The sequence below is a fragment of the Streptomyces cinnabarinus genome (assembly GCF_027270315.1).
In the GTDB taxonomy this organism is placed as follows: Bacteria; Actinomycetota; Actinomycetes; order Streptomycetales; family Streptomycetaceae; genus Streptomyces; species Streptomyces cinnabarinus.
Genome location: NZ_CP114413.1, coordinates 7,650,407 through 7,669,263, shown reverse-complemented (window position 1 = coordinate 7,669,263; position 18,857 = coordinate 7,650,407). Strand labels below are relative to the sequence as shown.

The window sequence follows — 18,857 nt, the reverse complement described above, 5'->3', positions numbered from 1 at the left end:
TATGCACATTCAACCAACGGGGCATGCCCGTCTCACCAGTCGGCAATCCAACCTAGGGGCGCGGGGAACTGCGCGAACCGCCACGAAGCACCCGCAGCCGACAACGCACCATCGCCGCCGCGCTCAGTGCCGCTCCACCAGCACAGCGCTCCCCTGCCCCACACCCACACACATCGTCGCGAGCCCCCGCTCGGCCCCCGTGCGACGCATCCGATGCAGCAGCGTCGTGAGGATCCGTGCCCCCGAGCAACCCAGCGGATGCCCTAGGGCAATCGCCCCTCCACTCGGGTTGACCAGCTCCGGATCGATGCCCAGCCGGTCCACGCACGCGAGTGCCTGCGCCGCGAACGCCTCGTTGAACTCGGCCTCCTGGAGGTCCGCCACACTCCACCGCGCCCGAGCGAGCACCTTCTGCGTGGCGGGGACCGGCCCGATCCCCATGACATCCGGGTGCACTCCCGCCGAGGCCCCGGCGACATACCGTCCGAGCGACTCGAGACCGAGGTCGTTCAGCGCCTCCTCGCTGACGAGCAGCAGTCCGGCCGCGCCGTCGTTCATCGGCGAGGCGTTCCCCGCGGTGACCGTGCCGCCCTCCCGGAAGACGGGCTTCAGCCGCGCGAGCTTCTCGTACGAGGTGTCCTCGCGCACGCATTCGTCGAGGTCGACGACGACCCCGTCGGCGCGCTCCACCGGCAGCAACTCGTCATCGAAATGGCCGTTCTTGCGGGCCTCGGCGGCCAGCCGGTGGCTGCGCAGCGCGAACTCGTCCTGCCGCTCGCGGGAGACCCCGTACCGGGCGGCGACCTCCTCCGCGGTCTCCCCCATGGAGAGCAGTCCGTGGAGTTCCTTCATCGCCGGGTTGACCAGCCGCCAGCCGAGCCGGGTGTCGACGGTCTCGATGCGGTGCGGCAGGGCCTCGTCGGGCCGGGGCAGCACGAAGGGCGCACGGCTCATCGACTCGGAACCACCCGCGACCACGATGTCGGCCTCACCGGCGGCGATGGTGCGGGCGGCGGTGGTGACCGCTTCGAGGCCGGAGGCGCAGAGCCGGTTCACGGTGGCGCCGGGGACCGACTCGGGCAGCCCGGCCAGCAGCGCGGCCATCCGGGCGACATTGCGGTTGTCCTCGCCGGCCTGGTTCGCGGCGCCCCAGTACACGTCATCGATGCGCGCCGGGTCGAGCGCGGGCACCTCGGCGACCAGGCCGCGGATCACCGCGGCGGCGAGGTCGTCGGGCCGGACGGAGGACAGCGCTCCGCGCAGTTTGCCGATGGGCGTGCGGCGGGCGGCCGCGAAGTGGACGGGACGCACGAGAAGATCTCCTGACCGAGAGCACGGGCGGTCCGATGACCGGCCATGACCAGCGACTCTCTTAATTAGCACCGCTAGTTTTGGACTATAGACCGCCGACCCGCCCCCTGGGAAGATCCTCCAGGACCTTCACCGACGCAGCCGGAGGAGACATGGCCGAGCCCCGCGAACACATCCTCGCCGCGACCCGCGGCCCGATCGTCGTACGCGAGTGGCCAAGACGCGCGCCGCGCTACGTCGCCCTCCTCGTGCACGGCTACGGGGAGCACTCCGGCCGGTACGAGGAGGTGGCCGGGGTGCTGAACGGGCACGGCGCGGCCGTGTTCGCCCCGGACCACACCGGGCACGGGAAGTCGTCCGGCGAACGGGTGGTGATCGAGGACTTCGAGGAGGTCGTCACCGATGTGCACGCGGTCGCCGAGCTGGCCCGATCCGCCCACCCGGGCATCCCGCTGGTCATGGTCGGGCACTCCATGGGCGGTCTGATCTCGGCCCGCTTCGCCCAGCGGTACGGCGCCGAGCTGACCGCGCTGGTGCTGTCCGGGCCGGTCATCGGCGACTGGCCGCTGCCGCGCCGGCTGCTCGCCCTGGAGGAGATCCCGGACATCCCGATCAGCCCGGCCGCGCTCTCCCGCGACCCGGAGGTGGGCGCCGCGTACGCCGCCGACCCGCTGGTCTGGCACGGCCCGATGAAGCGGCCCACGGTGGAGGCCTTCGTCAGGACGTTGGACACCGTCGCCAAGGACGGGGACATCGGACCGCTGCCGTTGCTGTGGCTGCACGGCGACGACGACCGGCTGGTCCCGCTCGCCGGGAGCCGTACCGGCGTCCAGGACCTGCGCGGCGAGGAGCTGACCGAGCGGATCTACCCGGGCGCCCGGCACGAGGTGTTCCACGAGACGAACAAGGCGGAGGTCCTCGACGACCTGGTCCGCTTCCTGGACGACGCGCTCCAGGAGTGAGGCGTCTGGCCGGAAGTCGTCCGCGGACCCGCCGAGCATGCCCAACCACCCCTGCTCGCACCCGTGTTGACGCCAGCCGGACTCGGCGAGGAGGTGGCCGAAGACAGTCTCCGCGGTGCCGCATGATCGTGAAAGACTGCCCGCAGCGCACACCTTGCCGAGCGAGCAGAGGAGTATCGTGACCGAGCCGGCCGTCCGCATCGACACGACCCGGCCCCATCCGGCCCGGGTGTACGACTGGTACCTCGGCGGCAAGGACAACTACCCGGTCGACGAGGCGCTCGGCCGGCAGATCATGGCGATCGACACGGGCGCCCCGCGGGCCGCGCGCAGCAACCGCCGGTTCATGCAGCGGGCCACCCGCCATCTCGCCGGGCCGGCCGGAATCCGCCAGTTCCTCGACATCGGCACCGGCATTCCGACCGAGCCCAACCTCCACCAGATCGCCCAGTCCTACGCACCGGACGCGCGTGTCGTCTACGTCGACAACGACCCGATCGTCCTCGCGCACGCCGAGGCACTGCTGCGCGGCACCAAGGAGGGCGTGACGGAGTACGTCCAGGCCGACGCCCGTGAGCCGGGGGCGATCCTCGAACGGGCCGCCCAGGTCCTCGACTTCGACCGCCCGGTCGCCCTCTCGCTGATCGCCCTGCTGCACTTCGTCTCCGACGCGGACGGCGCCTACGACGTGGTCGGCACCCTCGTCGAGGCGCTGGCCCCGGGCAGTTGCCTGGTCCTGTCCTGCATGACCGCCGACTTCGAGCCGGAGAACGTCCGGGAGGGCATCGAGCGGTACGCGGCGGGCGGAGTCACCCTGGTGGCGCGCACGCACGGCGAAGTGGGCCGCTTCTTCACGGGACTTGAGGTGCTGGAGCCGGGCATCGTCTCGGTGAAGGACTGGCGCCCCGACCTCGCCCGGGACGAGTCGCCGCTCGGCGAGGGGCCGGTGTCGCTGTACGGAGCAGTCGGCGTCAAGTCCTGAACCCGGCCCGCGGCAAGGCGCTTAGGGCTGATCCCGCGGGCCGGTGAGCATCCGCTCCAGCCGGTCGAAGCGGGCGTGCAGGGCGCGGGCCGTCTCGTCGTACAGCTCCTCGGCGCCCTGGGCGAGGCGATGCCGGCGCTTCTGCTCCCGGCCGACGAACCAGGTGGCCAGCGCGGCGGTGACCATGCCGTACGTCGTGATCCCCACGACCATCACGACCGTCGCGATGACCCGGCCCCAGAAGGTGACCGGGAAGAAGTCGCCGTATCCCACGGTCGTGGCAGTCTCGATCGACCACCACAGGGCTCTCGGATAGGTCGTCAGGTTCGCGCCCCTGGTGCCCTCTTCGGCGGCGACCACCGCCCATGACCCGACGAGCATCACCGCGCCGAGGATCCCCGTCGCCGCCATCGCCGCCTTCAGATGCAGCGAGCGGCCCTCCCGGCCGAGCAGCGTGGCGAGCGCCCTGGCGAGGAATCCGGACAGCATGACGACTCCTTCGGGTACGGCGGGCACGCCATGGGGCCAGTGTCGGGGAGCTGCCACGACCGGGCACGCCGGGGAACGCGTTCGAGTTGCGGCGCAGCGGCCCGCCCCCTCACCCGATCGGTCCGGTGCGGCTGGTGGGCCCGCGGGGCCGGTGGTGCGCTGAGGGAACGTGTCGCGTTCTCAGGAGGCCCCCGCCATGACCCGCTCCCGACCCGTCCACGCCCTCGCCTCGGCCCTGGCGGCAGCCACCCTGCTGACCTGCGCCGCCTGCTCGGACGACGACAGCGGATCCGGCGCCGCGGAGGTCGCCGCCTCCCCGCTCGCGGCGCGGACCACCGCCCCGGCGGCCCTCACCCCCGCCGGAGCGAGGGCCGCGCTGATCACCGAGACCGACATCGAGGACGACTGGACGCAGGTCGACGACGCCTCCGGCTGGCACGACTCCCTCCTCATCGGCACCGTCGACGTCGACGACTTCCTCACCGCGAAGGCGGACGCCGCCGACTGCCAGCGCCTGCTGGACGACCTCTACACGGACCGGCTCCTCGGCAAGCCCTCCGGCGCGTCCGCGCTGCGCGGCTTCGAGCAGGGTGACTCCCGGCTGCTGTACCAGGTCGCCGCCTACGACGCCGACGACCTGTCCGACTCGCTGGCCTGGCTGAAGACCCTCCCGGAGAAGTGCGACCGGTTCCTCGCGACCGACAGCGCGGGCCAGGAGCGGACGGTCGAGGTGATCGAGACCTCGGTGCCGGACGAGGGCGACGCCCGCCAGGGCCTGCGGGTCACGGTCCAGGGCACGGCCGACGGCTCGCCCGCCACCCTCACCCTGGACGTGGCCGCGGTCCAGGTGGGCAGCGACGCCATCACGGTCACCGCGGGCGGCCTGGACGGCGACGAGGACGACTCCGTCGAGGACGCGGTCGAGAAGGGCACCCAACGCCTCAAGGACGTCCAGGCGGGCAAGACTCCGCAGCCCTGACCGAACTCCGCCGTCTTCGCGCGACGTTCACCCTCCCGCTGCCCAACCTCCGCTGGTCCTGTGCCGATTCCGGAGACAGAGTGATCAAGGGACGGCACAATGGCCCCTACGGCCGGTCTCGGCCGTGCGTGCGAGGAACCGTGCGTGCGAGGAGAGGACGAGTCGTGACCGAAGGCCACACCCCGGCGGGCGGGTCCGCGAAGCTCAACACCGGTGTGGCGCACAACGCGCGTGTGTGGAACTACTGGATCGGCGGCAAGGACAACTACGCCGTGGACCAGCGGGTCGGCGAGCAGGTCGCCGGAATGTTCCCGATCATCCGGGACATCGCCCGCGCGGACCGCGAGTTCCTCGGGCGCGCAGTGCGGTACCTCGCCCAGGAGCGCGGTGTACGGCAGTTCCTGGACATCGGCACCGGACTGCCCACCGCCGACAACACCCACGAGATCGCCCAGCGCATCGCCCCGGACGCGCGGATCGTCTATGTCGACAACGACCCGATCGTCCTCGCGCACGCCCGCGCCCTGCTCACCGGCACCGTCGCCGGAGCCACCGACTACATCGACGCCGATGTGCACGACCCGGAGGCGATCCTCGAACGCGCCTCGGCCACCCTGGACTTCAGCCGTCCGGTCGCGGTGATGATGCTCGGCATCCTCAACTTCGTCCTCGACTTCGACAAGGCCCGGGACATCGCCCGACGGGTGATGGCCGCGGTCCCCTCCGGCAGCTGTCTGGTGCTGACCCACCCCACGTACGACGACGAGGTGGGCGGCGCGGGCCAGATCCCGGCGATGGAGTTCTGGAACGAGAACGCCACTCCCCCGATCACCGCCCGCGGCGGCGCGGACATCGCCGCGTTCTTCGAGGGCCTGGAGTTCGTCGAACCGGGCCTGGTGTCCTGCTCGGTGTGGCGGGCGGGCGCCGACTCTCCCGTCGCGGTGCCGCAGTACGGCGGGGTGGCCGTGAAACCCTGACGCCCACAGCGAGTTTCGCGGCCCAGCTCGACGAGGAGAGCGCATGACCACCCTTGCCGATCCCGTGCCCGGAGGGCGTCCCGGGGACATCGAGCGGGCCACCGCCCTGAGCGGGGAGCTGTCCGGCAGAGGTGTGCACGGGATCGTGCTGGCCTATGTGGACACCGCGGGGATCACCAGGGTGAAGGCGGTCCCGACGGCGAAGCTGGCGTCGGCGGCGGCCTGGGGCGTCGGGATGTCCCCGGTGTTCGACACCTTCCTGGCGAACGACTCCATCGTCACCACCGATGTCCTTGGCTCCCCCGACGGCGATCTGCGGCTCTACCCCGATCTGGACCGGCTGGTGGTGCTGGCCGCGCAGCCCGGCTGGGCATGGGCTCCGGTGGACCGGATCACCCAGGAGGGCGAGCCTCATCCGGGCTGCACGCGCACCCTGCTGCGCCACCTGGTCGCCGACGCGGCCCGGCAGGGCCTGACCTTCCGGGCGTCGATCGAGATCGAGTGGTCCGTCGGCCACGGCCCCACCGCCGAGGGCGAGTTCAGGCCCGCGGTGCCCGGTCCGGCGTACGGCGCCGCCCGGCAGGTCGAGCTGAGCGACTGCGCCGCCGAGCTCCTGGCCGCGCTCGCCGAGCAGGGCGTGGACGTCGATCAGATCCATCCCGAGTACGCGGCGGGGCAGTTCGAGCTGTCGGTCGGCGCGCTGGACCCGGTGGCGGCGGCCGACCGCAGCGTGCTGACGCGCCAGACGATCCGGGCGGTCGCCCGGCGCCACGGCCTGGTGGTCTCCTTCGCCCCGGCGGTCTTCGCCGAGGGCGTCGGCAACGGCGGCCACCTCCATCTCTCCGCCTGGCGCGACGGCGCCAATCTGCACGCGGGCGGCGACCGCCGCCACGGTATGACGGCCGACGCCGAGTCCTTCACCGCGGGCGTCCTGCGCCACCTCCCGGCACTCACGGCGGTGACCGCGCCGAGCCCCGCCAGTTACCTTCGCCTCAAACCCTCCCAGTGGGCAGGGGTGTTCACCGCCTGGGGCCGGGAGACCCGGGAGGCGGGCGTACGGGTGATCACGGGCACGGCGGGCCTGCGCGACCAGTCGGCGAACTTCGAGATCAAGCCGGTCGACCTCGCCGCCAACCCCTACCTCGCGCTCGGCTCGGTCATCGCCGCCGGTCTGCACGGCATGACGAAGTCCGCGTCCCTGCCCGGCGAGATCACCGGAAACCCGGCCGACCTGAGCCCCGAGGCGGCCGAGGCGCGGGACGTACGCCGCCTGCCGGCCTCGCTCGCCGAGGCCGTCGAGGAGTTCCGCGCGGACGAGGTGCTGCGGTCGGCCCTCGGCCCGGTCCTCGCCGACGCGGTGATCGCCGTACGGCAGGGCGAGATCGCCGCCGTCGAGGGCCTCGACGACGCCGGGATCGCGGCGGCGTACCGCTGGCGGTACTGACGTGACGGCCCCCGCCCGCGGTCCGGTGCACGAGGCCCTCGCCGCCCAGCCCCTGGTCGACCACCACTGCCACGGCGTGGTCACCGGCAACCTGGACCGCGCGGGCCTGGAGTCCCTGCTGACCGAGGGCGCGGCCTGGCCCGGGATCTCCCCCTTCGACACCCCGGCCGGCGTGGCCGTACGCCGCCACTGCGCCCCGGTGCTCGACCTGCCCCGGCACGCCTCGCCGGACGCCTACACGGCCCGGCGTGCCGAACTCGGCGCGGCCGAGGTGAACCGGCGCTTCCTCGCCGCCTCCCGCACCGACGTCCTCTGCGTCGACACCGGCTATGCCCCGCTCCCCCTCACCTCGCCCGGCGAACTGGCCGAGCTGTCCGGCGGCACCGCCTACGAGGTCGTACGGCTGGAGAACGTCGCCGAGTCGGTCGCGCGGGCGGGCGTCGAGCCGGACGAGTACGGCGCCGCGTTCCGCCGGGCCGCCGAGGACGCCGTACGGCGGCCCGGTGTGGTGGCGGTGAAGTCGGTCGCCGCCTACCGGACCGGCTTCGACCTGGACCCGGCGCGCCCGACGGAGGCGGAGGTCACCGGGGCGGCCCGGCGCTGGTCGGCGGCGGGCGGACGGCTGTCCGACCCGGTACTGGTGCGCCATGTGCTGTGGACGGCCGTGGACCTGGGCCTGCCGCTCCAGCTGCACACCGGGTTCGGCGACAGCGACATCCGGCTGCACCGGGCGGACCCGGCCCGCCTCACCGACTGGCTGCATCTGATCGCGGGCACGATCCCCGTGCTGCTCCTGCACTGCTGGCCGTACCAGCGTCAAGCCGCCTATCTGGCCGCCGTGTTCGAGCGGGTGTATCTCGATGTGGGCCTCACCCTGCACCATGTCGGCCCCGCACGCGCGCGTGCGGTCCTGGAGGAGGCGCTGGAGATCACCCCGTTCCGCAAGCTGCTCTACAGCTCCGACGCCTACGGTCCGGCCGAGTTCTACCTGCTCGGCGCGGTGTCCTTCCGGCAGGGCCTGGCCGCGCTGCTCCAGGACCGGGTCGACACCGACGAGCTGAGCCTGCCCGACGCCTTACGGATCGTCCGGTGGACCGGCTCCGCCAACGCCCGCCGCCTGTACGGACTTCCCGCCGAAACCGTCCCCCGGCGCGACTGAGCGCGCGCCGATCCCGGAAAGTATGATCAAGCAATGTCTGATATGACCGAAACCACGCCCGGTTGGCTGACCTCCGACGAGCTGGACATGGCCCGCGCCCGCATGCCGATTCTGTATGTCGAGGCCGTGCCCGTGCGCGTCGACGACAGCGGCGAGGTCACCAGCATCGGCCTGCTGCTGCGCATCGGACCGGACGGAACGGTCAGCCGGACCCTGGTCTCCGGCCGCGTGCTGCACCACGAGCGAGTGCGTGACGCCCTGCTCCGCCATCTGGAGAAGGACCTCGGCCCGGTCGCGCTGCCCCGCGTCCCGGCCTCGCTCCAGCCCTTCACGGTCGCGGAGTACTTCCCGACCCAGGGCATCACGCCCTACCACGACCCGCGCCAGCACGCCGTCTCCCTCGCCTACGTGGTCCCGGTGACCGGCGACTGCCGGCCCCGCCAGGACGCCCTCGACCTGGTGTGGTTCAGCCCCCAGGAGGCCTTGTCGCCCGCGGTGCAGAGCGAGATGCCGGGCGGCCACGGCGTGCTGCTGAAGCAGGCGATGGCCCATGTCGGATGCGTGGTCTGACGGTCACGGACTGTTTCTCGTGCGCGCCGTGAGGCGGAATGGAGGGGAGTGCGGGAGGGTGCTGTCGTACGCGTGACGGGGCGTCGTGGACCGGCCCTCCCCCGGACGTCTGCGCACCATCAAATTTGAACGGATCGTTTTCTTGAATGGTTCGTGTTTTTGAGGGTAGGTTCGGCGCATGAGCTCATCCGGAACCCCGTCAACCGCCGAGGAGCTGCGCGGTGCCGGCCTGCGGGTGACGGCCGCCCGGGTCGCACTGCTGGAGACCGTCCGGGACGGCGACCACCTGGGGGTGGAGGCGATCGCCTCGGGGGTGCGGGACCGCGTGGGCCATATCTCCCTGCAAGCCGTGTACGAGGGGCTGCACGCCCTGACCACGGCGGGACTCATACGCCGTATCGAGCCGGCCGGCAGCCCGGCCCGGTTCGAGGGACGTGTCGGGGACAACCACCATCACGTCCTGTGCCGGTCGTGCGGGGTCGTCGCCGACGTCGACTGCGCGGTCGGTGATGCCCCGTGCCTGACCGCCTCCGACGACCACGGCTTCGCGATCGACGAGGCCGAGGTCATCTACTGGGGCGTGTGCCCCGACTGCTCGACCCCCCAAATTCTCTGAGCACGAGATCCACCAAGCCCGGAAGGATTCGCCATGGCTGAGAACCCCGACGCAATCGTCACCGATCCCAAGACGGAGGAGGGCACCGGGGGCTGCCCCGTCGCGCACGGGCGTGCCCCGCACCCGACCCAGGGCGGCGGGAACCGCCAGTGGTGGCCGGAGCGGCTCAACCTGAAGATCCTTGCCACGAACCCGCCGGTGACGAACCCGCTCGGCGAGGAGTTCGACTACGCCGAGGCGTTCAAGGACCTCGACCTCGCGGCCGTGAAACAGGACATCGCCGAGGTGCTCACCACCTCGCAGGACTGGTGGCCGGCCGACTTCGGCAACTACGGCCCGCTGATGATCCGTATGGCCTGGCACAGCGCGGGCACCTACCGCATCAGCGACGGCCGCGGTGGCGCCGGCGCCGGTCAGCAGCGCTTCGCGCCGCTGAACAGCTGGCCGGACAACGGCAACCTCGACAAGGCCCGCCGTCTGCTGTGGCCGGTCAAGAAGAAGTACGGCCAGTCCATCTCCTGGGCCGACCTCATGATCCTCACCGGCAATGTCGCGCTGGAGCAGATGGGCTTCGAGACCTTCGGCTTCGGCGGCGGCCGCGCGGACGTCTGGGAGGCCGACGAGGACGTCTACTGGGGTCCCGAGACCACCTGGCTCGATGACCAGCGCTACACCGGCGACCGCGAGCTGGAGAACCCGCTCGGCGCGGTCCAGATGGGCCTGATCTACGTCAACCCGGAGGGCCCCAACGGCAACCCGGACCCGATCGCCGCGGCCCGCGACATCCGGGAGACGTTCCGCCGGATGGCGATGAACGACGAGGAGACCGTCGCCCTCATCGCCGGTGGCCACACCTTCGGCAAGACCCACGGCGCCGGCCCGGCCGACCACGTGGGCAACGACCCCGAGGCCGCCTCCATGGAGGAGCAGGGCCTGGGCTGGAAGAGCACCTACGGCACGGGCGTGGGCAAGGACGCGATCACCAGCGGCCTTGAGGTCATCTGGACCACCTCCCCGACCCAGTGGAGCAACGGCTTCTTCAAGAACCTCTTCGAGTACGAGTACGAGCCGGACACCAGCCCGGCCGGTGCTCACCAGTGGATCGCCAAGGACGCCCCGGAGATCGTGCCGGACGCCTTCGACAGCGAGAAGAAGCACCGTCCGCGGATGCTCACCACCGACCTGTCGCTGCGCCTGGACCCGATCTACGAGCCGATCTCCCGCCGGTTCTACGAGAACCCGGCGGAATTCGCGGACGCCTTCGCGCGCGCCTGGTACAAGCTGACCCACCGTGACATGGGCCCGAAGTCGCTGTACCTCGGCCCGGAGGTCCCCGACGAGACGCTGCTGTGGCAGGACCCGCTGCCCGCGGCCGAGGGTGCGGCGATCGACGCCGCCGACGTCACGGCGCTCAAGGCGAAGATCCTCGACTCGGGTCTGAGCGTCGGGCAACTGGTCTCCGCCGCCTGGGCGTCCGCCTCCACCTTCCGCGGCAGCGACAAGCGCGGTGGCGCCAACGGTGCCCGGATCCGGCTGGAGCCGCAGCGCGGCTGGGAGGTGAACAACCCCGACGAGCTCGCCCAGGTGCTGCGCACCCTGGAGGGCATCCAGGGCGAGTTCAACTCCGGCGCCAAGAAGGTCTCCCTGGCCGACCTGATCGTCCTCGGTGGCTCGGCCGCCGTGGAGCAGGCCGCCAAGGACGCCGGTGTCCAGGTCCAGGTGCCGTTCTCGGCGGGCCGCGTGGACGCGACCCAGGAGCACACGGACGCCGAGTCGTTCGCGGCGCTGGAGCCGGCCTCCGACGGGTTCCGCAACTACCTCGGCAAGGGCAACCGCCTGCCGGCCGAGTACCTGCTGCTGGACCGGGCCAACCTGCTCACGCTGAGCGCCCCCGAGCTGACCGTCCTGGTCGGTGGCCTGCGCGTGCTGGGCGCCAACCACAACGGCTCCAAGCACGGCGTCCTCACCGAGACCCCGGGCAAGCTGACGAACGACTTCTTCGTCAACCTGCTCGACCTGGGCACGGAGTGGAAGGCGACCTCCCCGGACCAGACCGCCTTCGAGGGCCGCGACCTGGCCTCCGGCGAGGTCAAGTGGACCGGCACCCGTGCCGACCTGGTCTTCGGCTCGAACTCCGAGCTGCGGGCGCTCGCGGAGGTCTACGCGAGCGACGACGCGAAGGAGAAGTTCGTGAACGACTTCGTCGCGGCGTGGGCCAAGGTCATGCACCTGGACCGCTTCGACCTGGTCTGAGCGATCCGGGCTCACCAACCGCCCTGACACCCGGGCCGGCCGACACCCGTCGGCCGGCCCGGCCGTCTGTCCGTGTCCCCGATCAACGAAGTGAGGCTGCCCCTGTGGAACTCGCGTTCACCGGCCAGGTCATCGAGTGGCGCGGCCCGTCGCCGTACTACTTCGTCCCTGTACCGGACCAGGAGTCCGCGGACATCCGCGAGGTGGCGTCGATGGCCACTTACGGCTGGGGCGTCATCCCGGTGGACGCCCGCATCGGCGCGGTCCAGTTCACGACGTCGCTGTTCCCCAAGGACGGCCACTACCTGCTGCCGCTCAAGGCGGCGGTCCGCAAGCCGCAGGGTCTGTCGGCGGGCGACGAGGTGGCGATAGAGCTGACGGTCCGGCTGTAGCGCCCCCGGACACGGAACAGGCCGCCTTCTCATCTCTGAGAAGACGGCCTCCGACCTGCTGTGAAGCTGGTCGGGACGACAGGATTTGAACCTGCGACCCCTTGACCCCCAGTCAAGTGCGCTACCAAGCTGCGCCACGTCCCGATACCCGCTGACCTGGGCTTTCACCCGGCCGAACGAACAGGGAAACAATACCGCACTCGGGTTGGTGGTCGCGCACCGGTTTATTCGGCGCGGGCCCGCTCCGGCTTCCCCGAGGGCAGGGATCCGGCGGTCGGCGCGTCGGCGCGCTCCAGGTCCCGTATCGGTCGTACGGCGAGCAGGATCACCGCGACGACCAGGCTCATCACGCCCGCGACGAGGAGGACGTGGTCGGTGCCGAGGGCTGCGGCGGAGGGGCCCGCCAGGGCCTGGCCGACCGGCATCATGGCGAGGGAGCCCGCCACGTCGTAGGCGTGGATGCGGTTGAGGACGTCCGGCGGGACCTGGGTCTGGACGGTGGTCGCCCACATGACGCCCCAGAAGGACATGCCGGCGCCCGCCACGGCGGCGCCCGCCGCCATCGCCGGGACGTCCAGGCCGAGGCCCACCGTCACCGGGAAGCCGACGAAGGCGAAGAGGCTGATCGCGCCCGCGCGGAGCATGCGACGGGGGCGCAGGCGCAGGGCGAGCAGGCCGCCGACGACCGTGCCCGCGCCGAGGGCGGAGTTGATCAGACCGTAGGCGCCGGGACCGTGCTCGCGGACCACCGAGGTCGCCACCAGGGGCAGGCTCGGGCCCCACACCGTGAGCATGTAGAGGCACCAGACGGCGATCACGCCCCACAGCCAGGTGCGCGCGCGGAACTCCCGCCAGCCCTCGACGAGGTCCGCCCGGAAGGTGCTCGGTATCGGCTCGCTGCCGGCTTGCGGTGGGGGCAGGCGCAGCAGCAGGAGGCAGAGCGCGCTCACCGCGTACGTAGCCGCGTGGGCCACGAAGACGCCGCCCGGGGAGGCGAGGCCCACGAGCAGACCGGCGAGGGCGGGTCCGGCGAGCTGGGCCGCGGACTCCGCGATGCGTATGGCACCGTTGGCGCCCTGGACGTCGGAGGCGAGCCGGGGGGTGGTGCTGGCGACGCCGGGCTGGAAGACGGCTCCCGCGACACCATTGGCGAAGCCGATCGCGCAGATCTCCCACAGGACCACCCGCCCGGAGAAGAACAGTCCCGCGGCGAGCGCCTGGGTGCCGAGGCGCACCAGGTCCGCGCCGATCATCAGCCGGCGGGTGCTGAACCGGTCGGCGATCACCCCGCCGAAGACGACGAACCCGGCGAAGGCAGCGGCCGTGGCGGCCATGGCGAGGCCCACCGCGCCCGCGCCGTACCCGTGCTGGAGCAGTCCCGCGGCGAGGGCCACCGGCAGCATGGTGTCGCCGAGGCGGGCGACTGCCCGTGCGACGAAGAACAGGGCGAAGTCACGCGACCACACCGGATGGACGCCCCCGGCCGCCCCCTCGGGCGACGCCTTCGACAACCCCCTCGCCATACCCCCCGCTCCCCTTCCCGCGCACCGGCCTCGGTGCGAGCCGGAGCCCCCTCCGCCCCGGCTCTCACCCTCGTTGCCGGATCATGCCACGCGGCACTGACAACGCCCGAGGGGATTTCATCCGTCGGACGGCAGCCCCAACTCGGGGTGGGCGTCGAGCAGTCGGGTGGGCGCCGCCTGCCGCCAGGAGTCGGCGAGGATGTCCCGCAGCTCGTCCTCGTCCTCCAGCGCCGCGAGCCGTACCCGCACCCAGGCGAACATCGCCTCGTGGTCGGCGATCCAGAACTTCTCCGGCTCCGCCAGCACCAGTTCGTCGCGCTCCTCCTTGGGGCAGCGCACCGCGATGGAGGTCTCGTCCTCGGGCACCGTCGCGAACATCTTCCCGGCCACCCGGAAGGTGGGCATGTTCCAGGCGACCTTCTCCGTGGTGTCCGGCAGGGACAGGGCGATACGGCGTACGTCTTCGGCATCCTGCATGGCAGGCACCGTATCCGCTCCCACTGACAATCACCCGGTCAGAGGGCTCAGACGCTTGTAGTACAGGGTCGTCCCGCGCAGCACCCCGCGCGGGTCGGCGGCGTAGTCGGGGATCATGCCTGCCCGGGTCCAGCCCGCCGCGCGGTACAGGCGCTCGGCGGGGCTGTCGGTCTCGGTGTCCAGGTGGAGGAGGGTGACGCCCGCGGCGGCGGCCGCCTGCTCGGCGGTGGCCAGAAGCGTACGGCCGAGTCCGCGTCCGCGGGCCTGTCCGTGCACCATCAGCTTGACCAGTTCGGCGCGGTGGCGGCTGTTGGGCTTGTCGGGGAAGGCGAGGCTCACGGTGCCGAGGATCCGTCCGCCGTCTTCCGCCACCCACACCGCGTACGGCCCGGCCGCCCGCTCCTTCCACCAGGCCCGAGCCGTCGCCCGGTCCAGCGGTGCGAGGAAGCCGACCGAGGCGCCCCCGTCCACGGTGTCCACCAGCAGTTCCGCCAGCTCGTCCGCGCGGGCGAGGAGTTGATCCCCGTCGAGTCGCGACACGTTCACGGCAGCACCACCGCCAGCACGTACCGCGCCTCGTCCGGACCGGCGCACCGGAACCGTGTGGACCCCCACACGCGCAGCCGCAGGCAGTCGCCGGCCGCCAGGTGGTGCCCGGTCTCCTGCGCGGTGACGTCGAGCGCCCCCGCCAGCACCCAGATGTGCTGCTCCAGGCCCGGCACGGGCGGCCGGTCATAGGCGATGTCGGCGCCCGGGGCGAGTCGCCCCTCGACGAGTTCGCCGCGCAGCCCGGGGTGCGGCGGTGACACGGACCGCCGGACGAATCCCGAGGCCCGGTCCTGCCAGACCGGCTGCTCGGCGGCCCGCACCAGCAGGGCGGGCTCGGACTCGACCTCGCTGAGCAGTTGGGACATGGTCCGCCCGTACACCCCGCACAGCCGGTTGAGCAGCGCGGCGGTGGGACTGATCTCCGCGCGTTCGGCCCGGGACAGCGTGGACTTGCTGACCCCGCTGCGCTCGGCCACCTCGCCCAGCGACCAGCCGCGCTCGGCCCGCAGCGCGGCCAGCCGGGCACCGAGCCGCACATCGACGGGATCGGGCCCGCCCGCCACGACAGCGTGTTTCATATCCGGGACGCTATCCCGAATGCGAACCGGATGTCACTCCCGCCCTCCGAACGCCGCCAGCGTCCGCTCCAGCACCGGCAGCGCCCGCACCACCCGCTTGGACCGGATCAGCAGGTCCCACGCGGGCTCGAACTTCTTCCAGCCGCCCGCCTAGGCGAGATGCCGCAGCCGCTCATGCGCCCCGGGCTGGGCTCCCGCGCCCCGCCAGATGTTGGACCAGCGGTAGAAGTCGCGGTACGCCCGCCAGTACCCGTCCTCCAGCTGACGTGGCGTCATGTTCTTCGGCCGGTACACGACATGGCGGGTGTCGTACAGATCCCAGTCCCGGTGGACGATCCGGTCCTCCGCCTCCAGTTGCTTCCACAGTCCGGTCGACGGATACGGCGTCATGATGTGGAAGGTCGCCGTCTCGATGCCCTGCTCCACCGCCCAGGCCACGGTCCGGTCGAAGACGTCCGGCCCGTCCTGGTCGAGCCCGAAGACGAAGCTGGCGTTGACCATCACCCCTGCGTCGTGCAGGCGCCGTACCGCCGCCGCGTAGTCGGTGCCGATGTTCTGGTTCTTGCGGCGCTCTGCGAGGTTGGCGTCGTTGACCGTCTCGAAGCCGACGAACAGGCTGCGCAGCCCCGCCTCCACCGCCCGCTCCAACAGGTCGGGCTTCAGTACGGAGTTGACCGTGCCGGCCGCCTGCCACAGCCGTCCCATGCCCGTCATCCCGTCGAACAGGGCCTCGGCGAAACGCCGGTTGCCGAGCAGGTGGTCGTCGAGGAAGTAGAGGTGGCGGCCGGGCAGTCGGTCGATCTCGGCCAGGGCGTCGTCGACGGCCTGGGTGTAGAAGGACTTCCCGCCCTCGAAGAAGGCGTCCTTGTAGCAGAAATCGCAGTGGTGCGGACAACCCCGGGACACCACGATCGAGTTCGGGACCAGATAGAGGTGACGCTTGATCAGGTCCCGGCGTACCGGGGGCAGTCCGGCCAGCGTCCGCTGGGTCGAGTCGTAGCGCCGGGCGGGGACGCCGTCGCGGAAGTCCTTCAGGAACAGCGGCCAGGTGTCCTCCCCGGGCCCGGTGAAGATCGTGTCGGCGTGGGCCGCCGCCTCCTCGGGCAGCGAGGTGACATGCAGGCCGCCCATGGCGACATGGACGCCCCGGGCGCGGAAGTGGTCGGCTATCTCGTAGCTGCGCCGGGCCGAGGTGATGTACGGCTGGATCACCAGCAGGTCCGAGGTTTCGAGGGACTCCAGGTCGATCCGCTCGACGTGTTCGTCGTGGAGCGTGACCTCGTCGCCGGGGTCCAGATAGCCGGCCAGGGTGGCCAGGCCCAGCGGCGGGAACAGCGAGTACTTGATGGGCCGGAACAGCGGGCTGGTCGCCTCGGTCAGGGCCGGAAGGATCATCGTCACACGCATGACAACCCAGACTGCGCGCGACCGGTGGCCGGTTCCCGACCCCCGTGACGAGTCGGTCGTCCCCTGCTACGCCTCCGCCGCCGCCCGCAGCGCGTCCAGCACTGGCCGGATCAGCGGATGCTCCTCCGCGCCACGGCGTACGGCCGCGAAGACCCGGCGGGTGGGGGCGACCCCGTCGACCGGGCGGACGATCACCCCGGTCAGGTCCGTCCCGCGCAGCGCGGAGCGCGGGACCAGGGCGACACCGGCATCCGCCGAGGCCAGCGCCACGACCGCGCGGAAGTCGTCGGAGGAGTGCTCCAGGCGCGGCTGGAACCCGGCGCTCTCGCAGGCGAGGACGACCACGTCATGACAGGGGTTGCCGGGGTACGGCCCGATCCACGGGTCCTTGGCCAGCTCCCCCAGCGGCACCTCCGCCAGGTCGGCCAGCCGGTGCGTCATCGGCACCACCGCGTCGAAGGGCTCCGCGTACAGCGGGACATGGCTCAGCCGGGGGTCGTCGGCGGGCGGCGCGCCGCGGTACTCGACGGCGACCGCGATGTCGACCTGCCGGTCCAGCACCATCGGCAGGCTGGCGTCGCCCTCGGCGTCCTGGACCCTCAGCCGTATGCCGGGCGCCGTCTCGGCGAGGCGGGCCACGGCCGGGGCGACGACCTGTGCGATGCCGGTGGCGAAGGAGGCGACAGTGACCGTCCCGGCCGCGCCGGAGCCGTAGGCGGCCAGCTCCGCCTCGGCCCGCTCCAGCTGGGCGAGGACGGCGTTGGTGTGGCTGAGCAGGATCTCACCGGCGGGGGTGAGCCGTACGCCCTTGGCGCCGCGCTCCACCAGGCGGTGACCGGTCTCCTGTTCCAGGGCGGTGAGCTGCTGGGAGACGGCCGAGGGCGTCAGATACAGCGCGGCGGCAGCCGCCGTCACCGTGCGGTGGTCGGCCACCGCACGGAGGATGTGGAGCCGCCGCGCTTCGATCACCCGTCGATTGTCTCAGGTCAGCCGGCCAGCTCCGCCCGGGCGGCGACGAAGGCGTCCACGGCCCGGTCGACGTCCTCGGTGGAGTGCGCGGCGGACAGCTGCACCCGGATCCGGGCCTGGCCCTGCGGCACCACCGGGTAGGAGAAGCCGATCACGTACACCCCGCGCTCCAGCAGCAGCTCCGCCATCCGGCCCGCCTCGGAGGCGTCGCCGATCATGACGGGCGCGATGGCGTGGTCGCCGGGGAGGATGTCGAAGCCCTCCTCGGTCATCCGGCGACGGAACAGCGCGGTGTTCTCGCGGAGCCGGACCCGCAGGTCGTCGGCGGACTCCAGCAGGTCGAGGACCTTCAGGGAGGCCGCGGCGATCACCGGGGCGAGGGTGTTGGAGAAGAGGTACGGGCGGGAGCGCTGCCGGAGCAGGGCGACGATCTCCGCGCGGGCCGCGACATAGCCGCCGGAGGCGCCGCCGAGGGCCTTGCCGAGGGTGCCGGTGATGATGTCGACGCGGTCCATGACGCCGTGCAGCTCGGGGGTGCCGCGGCCGCCGGGGCCGACGAAGCCGACGGCGTGCGAGTCGTCGACCATCACCATGGCGTCGTAGCGGTCGGCGAGGTCGCAGATCTCGGCGAGCGGGGCCACATAGCCGTCCATGGAGAAGACGCCGTCGGTGACGATCAGCCGGCGCCGGGCCGACTGGGCCTCCTTCAACTGGGCTTCCAGGTCGGCCAGATCACGGTTGGCGTAGCGGAAGCGGCGGGCCTTGGACAGGCGGATGCCGTCGATGATGGAGGCGTGGTTGAGGGCGTCGGAGATGACCGCGTCCTCGGGGCCGAGCAGGGTCTCGAAGACACCGCCGTTGGCGTCGAAGCAGGAGGAGTACAGGATCGTGTCCTCCTGGCCGAGGAAGGCCGAAAGACGCGCCTCCAGCTCCTTGTGCACCTCCTGCGTACCGCAGATGAAGCGCACGGACGCCATTCCGTAGCCCCAGCGGTCCAGTGCCTGGTGGGCGGCGGCGATCACCTCGGGGTGGTCGGCGAGGCCCAGGTAGTTGTTGGCGCAGAAGTTGAGGACCTCGCCGGGGCGGCCGCCCGCACTGACGTTGACGGTCGCGGACTGCGGGGTGTCGATCACCCGCTCGGGCTTGTGCAGCCCGGCGGCCCGGATCTCGTCGAGGGTGGCACGCAGGTCGTCGCGCACGGAGTCGAACATCGCAAAGGC

At 71.8% G+C, this 18,857-nt stretch carries 19 protein-coding genes and 1 tRNA gene; 10 read left to right on the top strand and 10 right to left on the bottom strand.

Translation table 11 applies throughout. The features are described from left to right. Nucleotides 1-123 precede the first annotated feature (123 nt). Nucleotides 124-1,311 (bottom strand): thiolase family protein, encoded by a 1,188-nt coding sequence (locus tag STRCI_RS34600; protein ID WP_269662907.1) that lies wholly within the window; start codon nucleotides 1,309-1,311, stop codon nucleotides 124-126. Between the two features lie 152 nt (nucleotides 1,312-1,463). Between STRCI_RS34600 and STRCI_RS34595 the strand changes: the two genes are divergently transcribed. Continuing rightward, nucleotides 1,464-2,273 carry an alpha/beta hydrolase gene (locus tag STRCI_RS34595; RefSeq protein ID WP_269662906.1) on the top strand — a complete coding sequence of 270 codons (810 nt, stop codon included), beginning with the start codon at nucleotides 1,464-1,466 and terminating at the stop codon, nucleotides 2,271-2,273. 178 nt (nucleotides 2,274-2,451) lie between these two features. Continuing rightward, nucleotides 2,452-3,255 (top strand): SAM-dependent methyltransferase, encoded by an 804-nt coding sequence (locus tag STRCI_RS34590; protein WP_269662905.1) that lies wholly within the window; start codon nucleotides 2,452-2,454, stop codon nucleotides 3,253-3,255. A gap of 21 nt (nucleotides 3,256-3,276) precedes the next feature. On the opposite strand, the gene STRCI_RS34585 is transcribed toward STRCI_RS34590, so the two are convergent. After that, nucleotides 3,277-3,744, bottom strand: coding sequence for a potassium channel family protein (locus STRCI_RS34585; protein WP_269662904.1), 468 nt, complete (start codon nucleotides 3,742-3,744; stop codon nucleotides 3,277-3,279). Between the two features lie 196 nt (nucleotides 3,745-3,940). On the opposite strand from STRCI_RS34585, the gene STRCI_RS34580 reads away from it, so the two are divergent. From STRCI_RS34580 to STRCI_RS34545, 8 genes are all read left to right on the top strand, one after another. Then, nucleotides 3,941-4,723, top strand: coding sequence for a hypothetical protein (locus STRCI_RS34580; RefSeq protein ID WP_269662903.1), 783 nt, complete (start codon nucleotides 3,941-3,943; stop codon nucleotides 4,721-4,723). A gap of 164 nt (nucleotides 4,724-4,887) precedes the next feature. Further along, nucleotides 4,888-5,700 (top strand): SAM-dependent methyltransferase, encoded by an 813-nt coding sequence (locus tag STRCI_RS34575; RefSeq protein ID WP_269662902.1) that lies wholly within the window; start codon nucleotides 4,888-4,890, stop codon nucleotides 5,698-5,700. 43 nt (nucleotides 5,701-5,743) lie between these two features. Continuing rightward, the gene (locus tag STRCI_RS34570) at nucleotides 5,744-7,144 is read left to right on the top strand and encodes a glutamine synthetase family protein (protein ID WP_269662901.1); all 1,401 of its coding nucleotides are present in this window, start codon (nucleotides 5,744-5,746) and stop codon (nucleotides 7,142-7,144) included. Nucleotide 7,145: 1 nt separating this feature from the next. After that, nucleotides 7,146-8,303, top strand: coding sequence for an amidohydrolase family protein (locus STRCI_RS34565; RefSeq protein WP_269662900.1), 1,158 nt, complete (start codon nucleotides 7,146-7,148; stop codon nucleotides 8,301-8,303). Nucleotides 8,304-8,345: 42 nt separating this feature from the next. After that, the gene (locus tag STRCI_RS34560; RefSeq protein ID WP_269662899.1) at nucleotides 8,346-8,873 is read left to right on the top strand and encodes an NUDIX hydrolase family protein; all 528 of its coding nucleotides are present in this window, start codon (nucleotides 8,346-8,348) and stop codon (nucleotides 8,871-8,873) included. A gap of 178 nt (nucleotides 8,874-9,051) precedes the next feature. After that, nucleotides 9,052-9,489 carry a Fur family transcriptional regulator gene (locus STRCI_RS34555; RefSeq protein ID WP_269662898.1) on the top strand — a complete coding sequence of 146 codons (438 nt, stop codon included), beginning with the start codon at nucleotides 9,052-9,054 and terminating at the stop codon, nucleotides 9,487-9,489. Between the two features lie 33 nt (nucleotides 9,490-9,522). Next, the gene (katG, locus tag STRCI_RS34550) at nucleotides 9,523-11,742 is read left to right on the top strand and encodes a catalase/peroxidase HPI (protein WP_269662897.1); all 2,220 of its coding nucleotides are present in this window, start codon (nucleotides 9,523-9,525) and stop codon (nucleotides 11,740-11,742) included. 104 nt (nucleotides 11,743-11,846) lie between these two features. Next, on the top strand, nucleotides 11,847-12,134 hold the full coding sequence (locus STRCI_RS34545; protein WP_269662896.1) for a DUF1905 domain-containing protein: 288 nt from the start codon (nucleotides 11,847-11,849) through the stop codon (nucleotides 12,132-12,134). A gap of 67 nt (nucleotides 12,135-12,201) precedes the next feature. Here the strand turns inward: STRCI_RS34545 and STRCI_RS34540 are convergent. The 8 genes from STRCI_RS34540 to STRCI_RS34505 all read right to left on the bottom strand — a co-directional run bounded on the left by STRCI_RS34540 (nucleotide 12,202) and on the right by STRCI_RS34505 (nucleotide 18,848). Next, nucleotides 12,202-12,278: transfer RNA gene (locus STRCI_RS34540), tRNA-Pro, on the bottom strand. An 80-nt stretch (nucleotides 12,279-12,358) separates the two neighbouring features. Next, the gene (locus STRCI_RS34535) at nucleotides 12,359-13,657 is read right to left on the bottom strand and encodes an MFS transporter (protein WP_269662895.1); all 1,299 of its coding nucleotides are present in this window, start codon (nucleotides 13,655-13,657) and stop codon (nucleotides 12,359-12,361) included. A 117-nt stretch (nucleotides 13,658-13,774) separates the two neighbouring features. Beyond that, nucleotides 13,775-14,134, bottom strand: a complete 360-nt coding sequence (locus STRCI_RS34530; protein WP_269662894.1) for an MmcQ/YjbR family DNA-binding protein — start codon at nucleotides 14,132-14,134, stop codon at nucleotides 13,775-13,777. Between the two features lie 30 nt (nucleotides 14,135-14,164). Beyond that, nucleotides 14,165-14,680, bottom strand: coding sequence for a GNAT family N-acetyltransferase (locus STRCI_RS34525; protein ID WP_269662893.1), 516 nt, complete (start codon nucleotides 14,678-14,680; stop codon nucleotides 14,165-14,167). Beyond that, the gene (locus STRCI_RS34520) at nucleotides 14,677-15,261 is read right to left on the bottom strand and encodes a helix-turn-helix domain-containing protein (protein ID WP_269662892.1); all 585 of its coding nucleotides are present in this window, start codon (nucleotides 15,259-15,261) and stop codon (nucleotides 14,677-14,679) included. The genes STRCI_RS34525 and STRCI_RS34520 overlap by 4 nt, the downstream gene beginning before the upstream one ends. Nucleotides 15,262-15,411: 150 nt before the next feature. Continuing rightward, entirely contained in the window at nucleotides 15,412-16,668 is a 1,257-nt protein-coding gene (locus STRCI_RS34515) for a B12-binding domain-containing radical SAM protein (RefSeq protein ID WP_269662891.1), read from the bottom strand. 66 nt (nucleotides 16,669-16,734) lie between these two features. After that, a complete protein-coding gene (locus STRCI_RS34510) occupies nucleotides 16,735-17,637 on the bottom strand; it encodes a LysR family transcriptional regulator (protein WP_269662890.1) in 903 nt (300 codons plus the stop codon). Nucleotides 17,638-17,654: 17 nt separating this feature from the next. Next, nucleotides 17,655-18,848 (bottom strand): glycine C-acetyltransferase, encoded by a 1,194-nt coding sequence (locus STRCI_RS34505; RefSeq protein WP_269662889.1) that lies wholly within the window; start codon nucleotides 18,846-18,848, stop codon nucleotides 17,655-17,657. Nucleotides 18,849-18,857: the final 9 nt, after the last annotated feature.

What these genes read in the sequence shown, in the direction of transcription:
- STRCI_RS34530 (WP_269662894.1), bottom strand. Translation starts at nt 14,134, where the DNA reads ATGCAGGATGCCGAAGACGTACGCCGTATCGCCCTGTCCCTGCCGGAC.
- STRCI_RS34520 (WP_269662892.1), bottom strand. Translation starts at nt 15,261, where the DNA reads ATGAAACACGCTGTCGTGGCGGGCGGGCCCGATCCCGTCGATGTGCGG.
- STRCI_RS34595 (WP_269662906.1), top strand. Translation starts at nt 1,464, where the DNA reads ATGGCCGAGCCCCGCGAACACATCCTCGCCGCGACCCGCGGCCCGATC.
- STRCI_RS34535 (WP_269662895.1), bottom strand. Translation starts at nt 13,657, where the DNA reads ATGGCGAGGGGGTTGTCGAAGGCGTCGCCCGAGGGGGCGGCCGGGGGC.
- katG (WP_269662897.1), top strand. Translation starts at nt 9,523, where the DNA reads ATGGCTGAGAACCCCGACGCAATCGTCACCGATCCCAAGACGGAGGAG.
- STRCI_RS34585 (WP_269662904.1), bottom strand. Translation starts at nt 3,744, where the DNA reads ATGCTGTCCGGATTCCTCGCCAGGGCGCTCGCCACGCTGCTCGGCCGG.
- STRCI_RS34505 (WP_269662889.1), bottom strand. Translation starts at nt 18,848, where the DNA reads ATGTTCGACTCCGTGCGCGACGACCTGCGTGCCACCCTCGACGAGATC.
- STRCI_RS34560 (WP_269662899.1), top strand. Translation starts at nt 8,346, where the DNA reads ATGACCGAAACCACGCCCGGTTGGCTGACCTCCGACGAGCTGGACATG.
- STRCI_RS34555 (WP_269662898.1), top strand. Translation starts at nt 9,052, where the DNA reads ATGAGCTCATCCGGAACCCCGTCAACCGCCGAGGAGCTGCGCGGTGCC.
- STRCI_RS34580 (WP_269662903.1), top strand. Translation starts at nt 3,941, where the DNA reads ATGACCCGCTCCCGACCCGTCCACGCCCTCGCCTCGGCCCTGGCGGCA.
- STRCI_RS34570 (WP_269662901.1), top strand. Translation starts at nt 5,744, where the DNA reads ATGACCACCCTTGCCGATCCCGTGCCCGGAGGGCGTCCCGGGGACATC.
- STRCI_RS34515 (WP_269662891.1), bottom strand. Translation starts at nt 16,668, where the DNA reads ATGCGTGTGACGATGATCCTTCCGGCCCTGACCGAGGCGACCAGCCCG.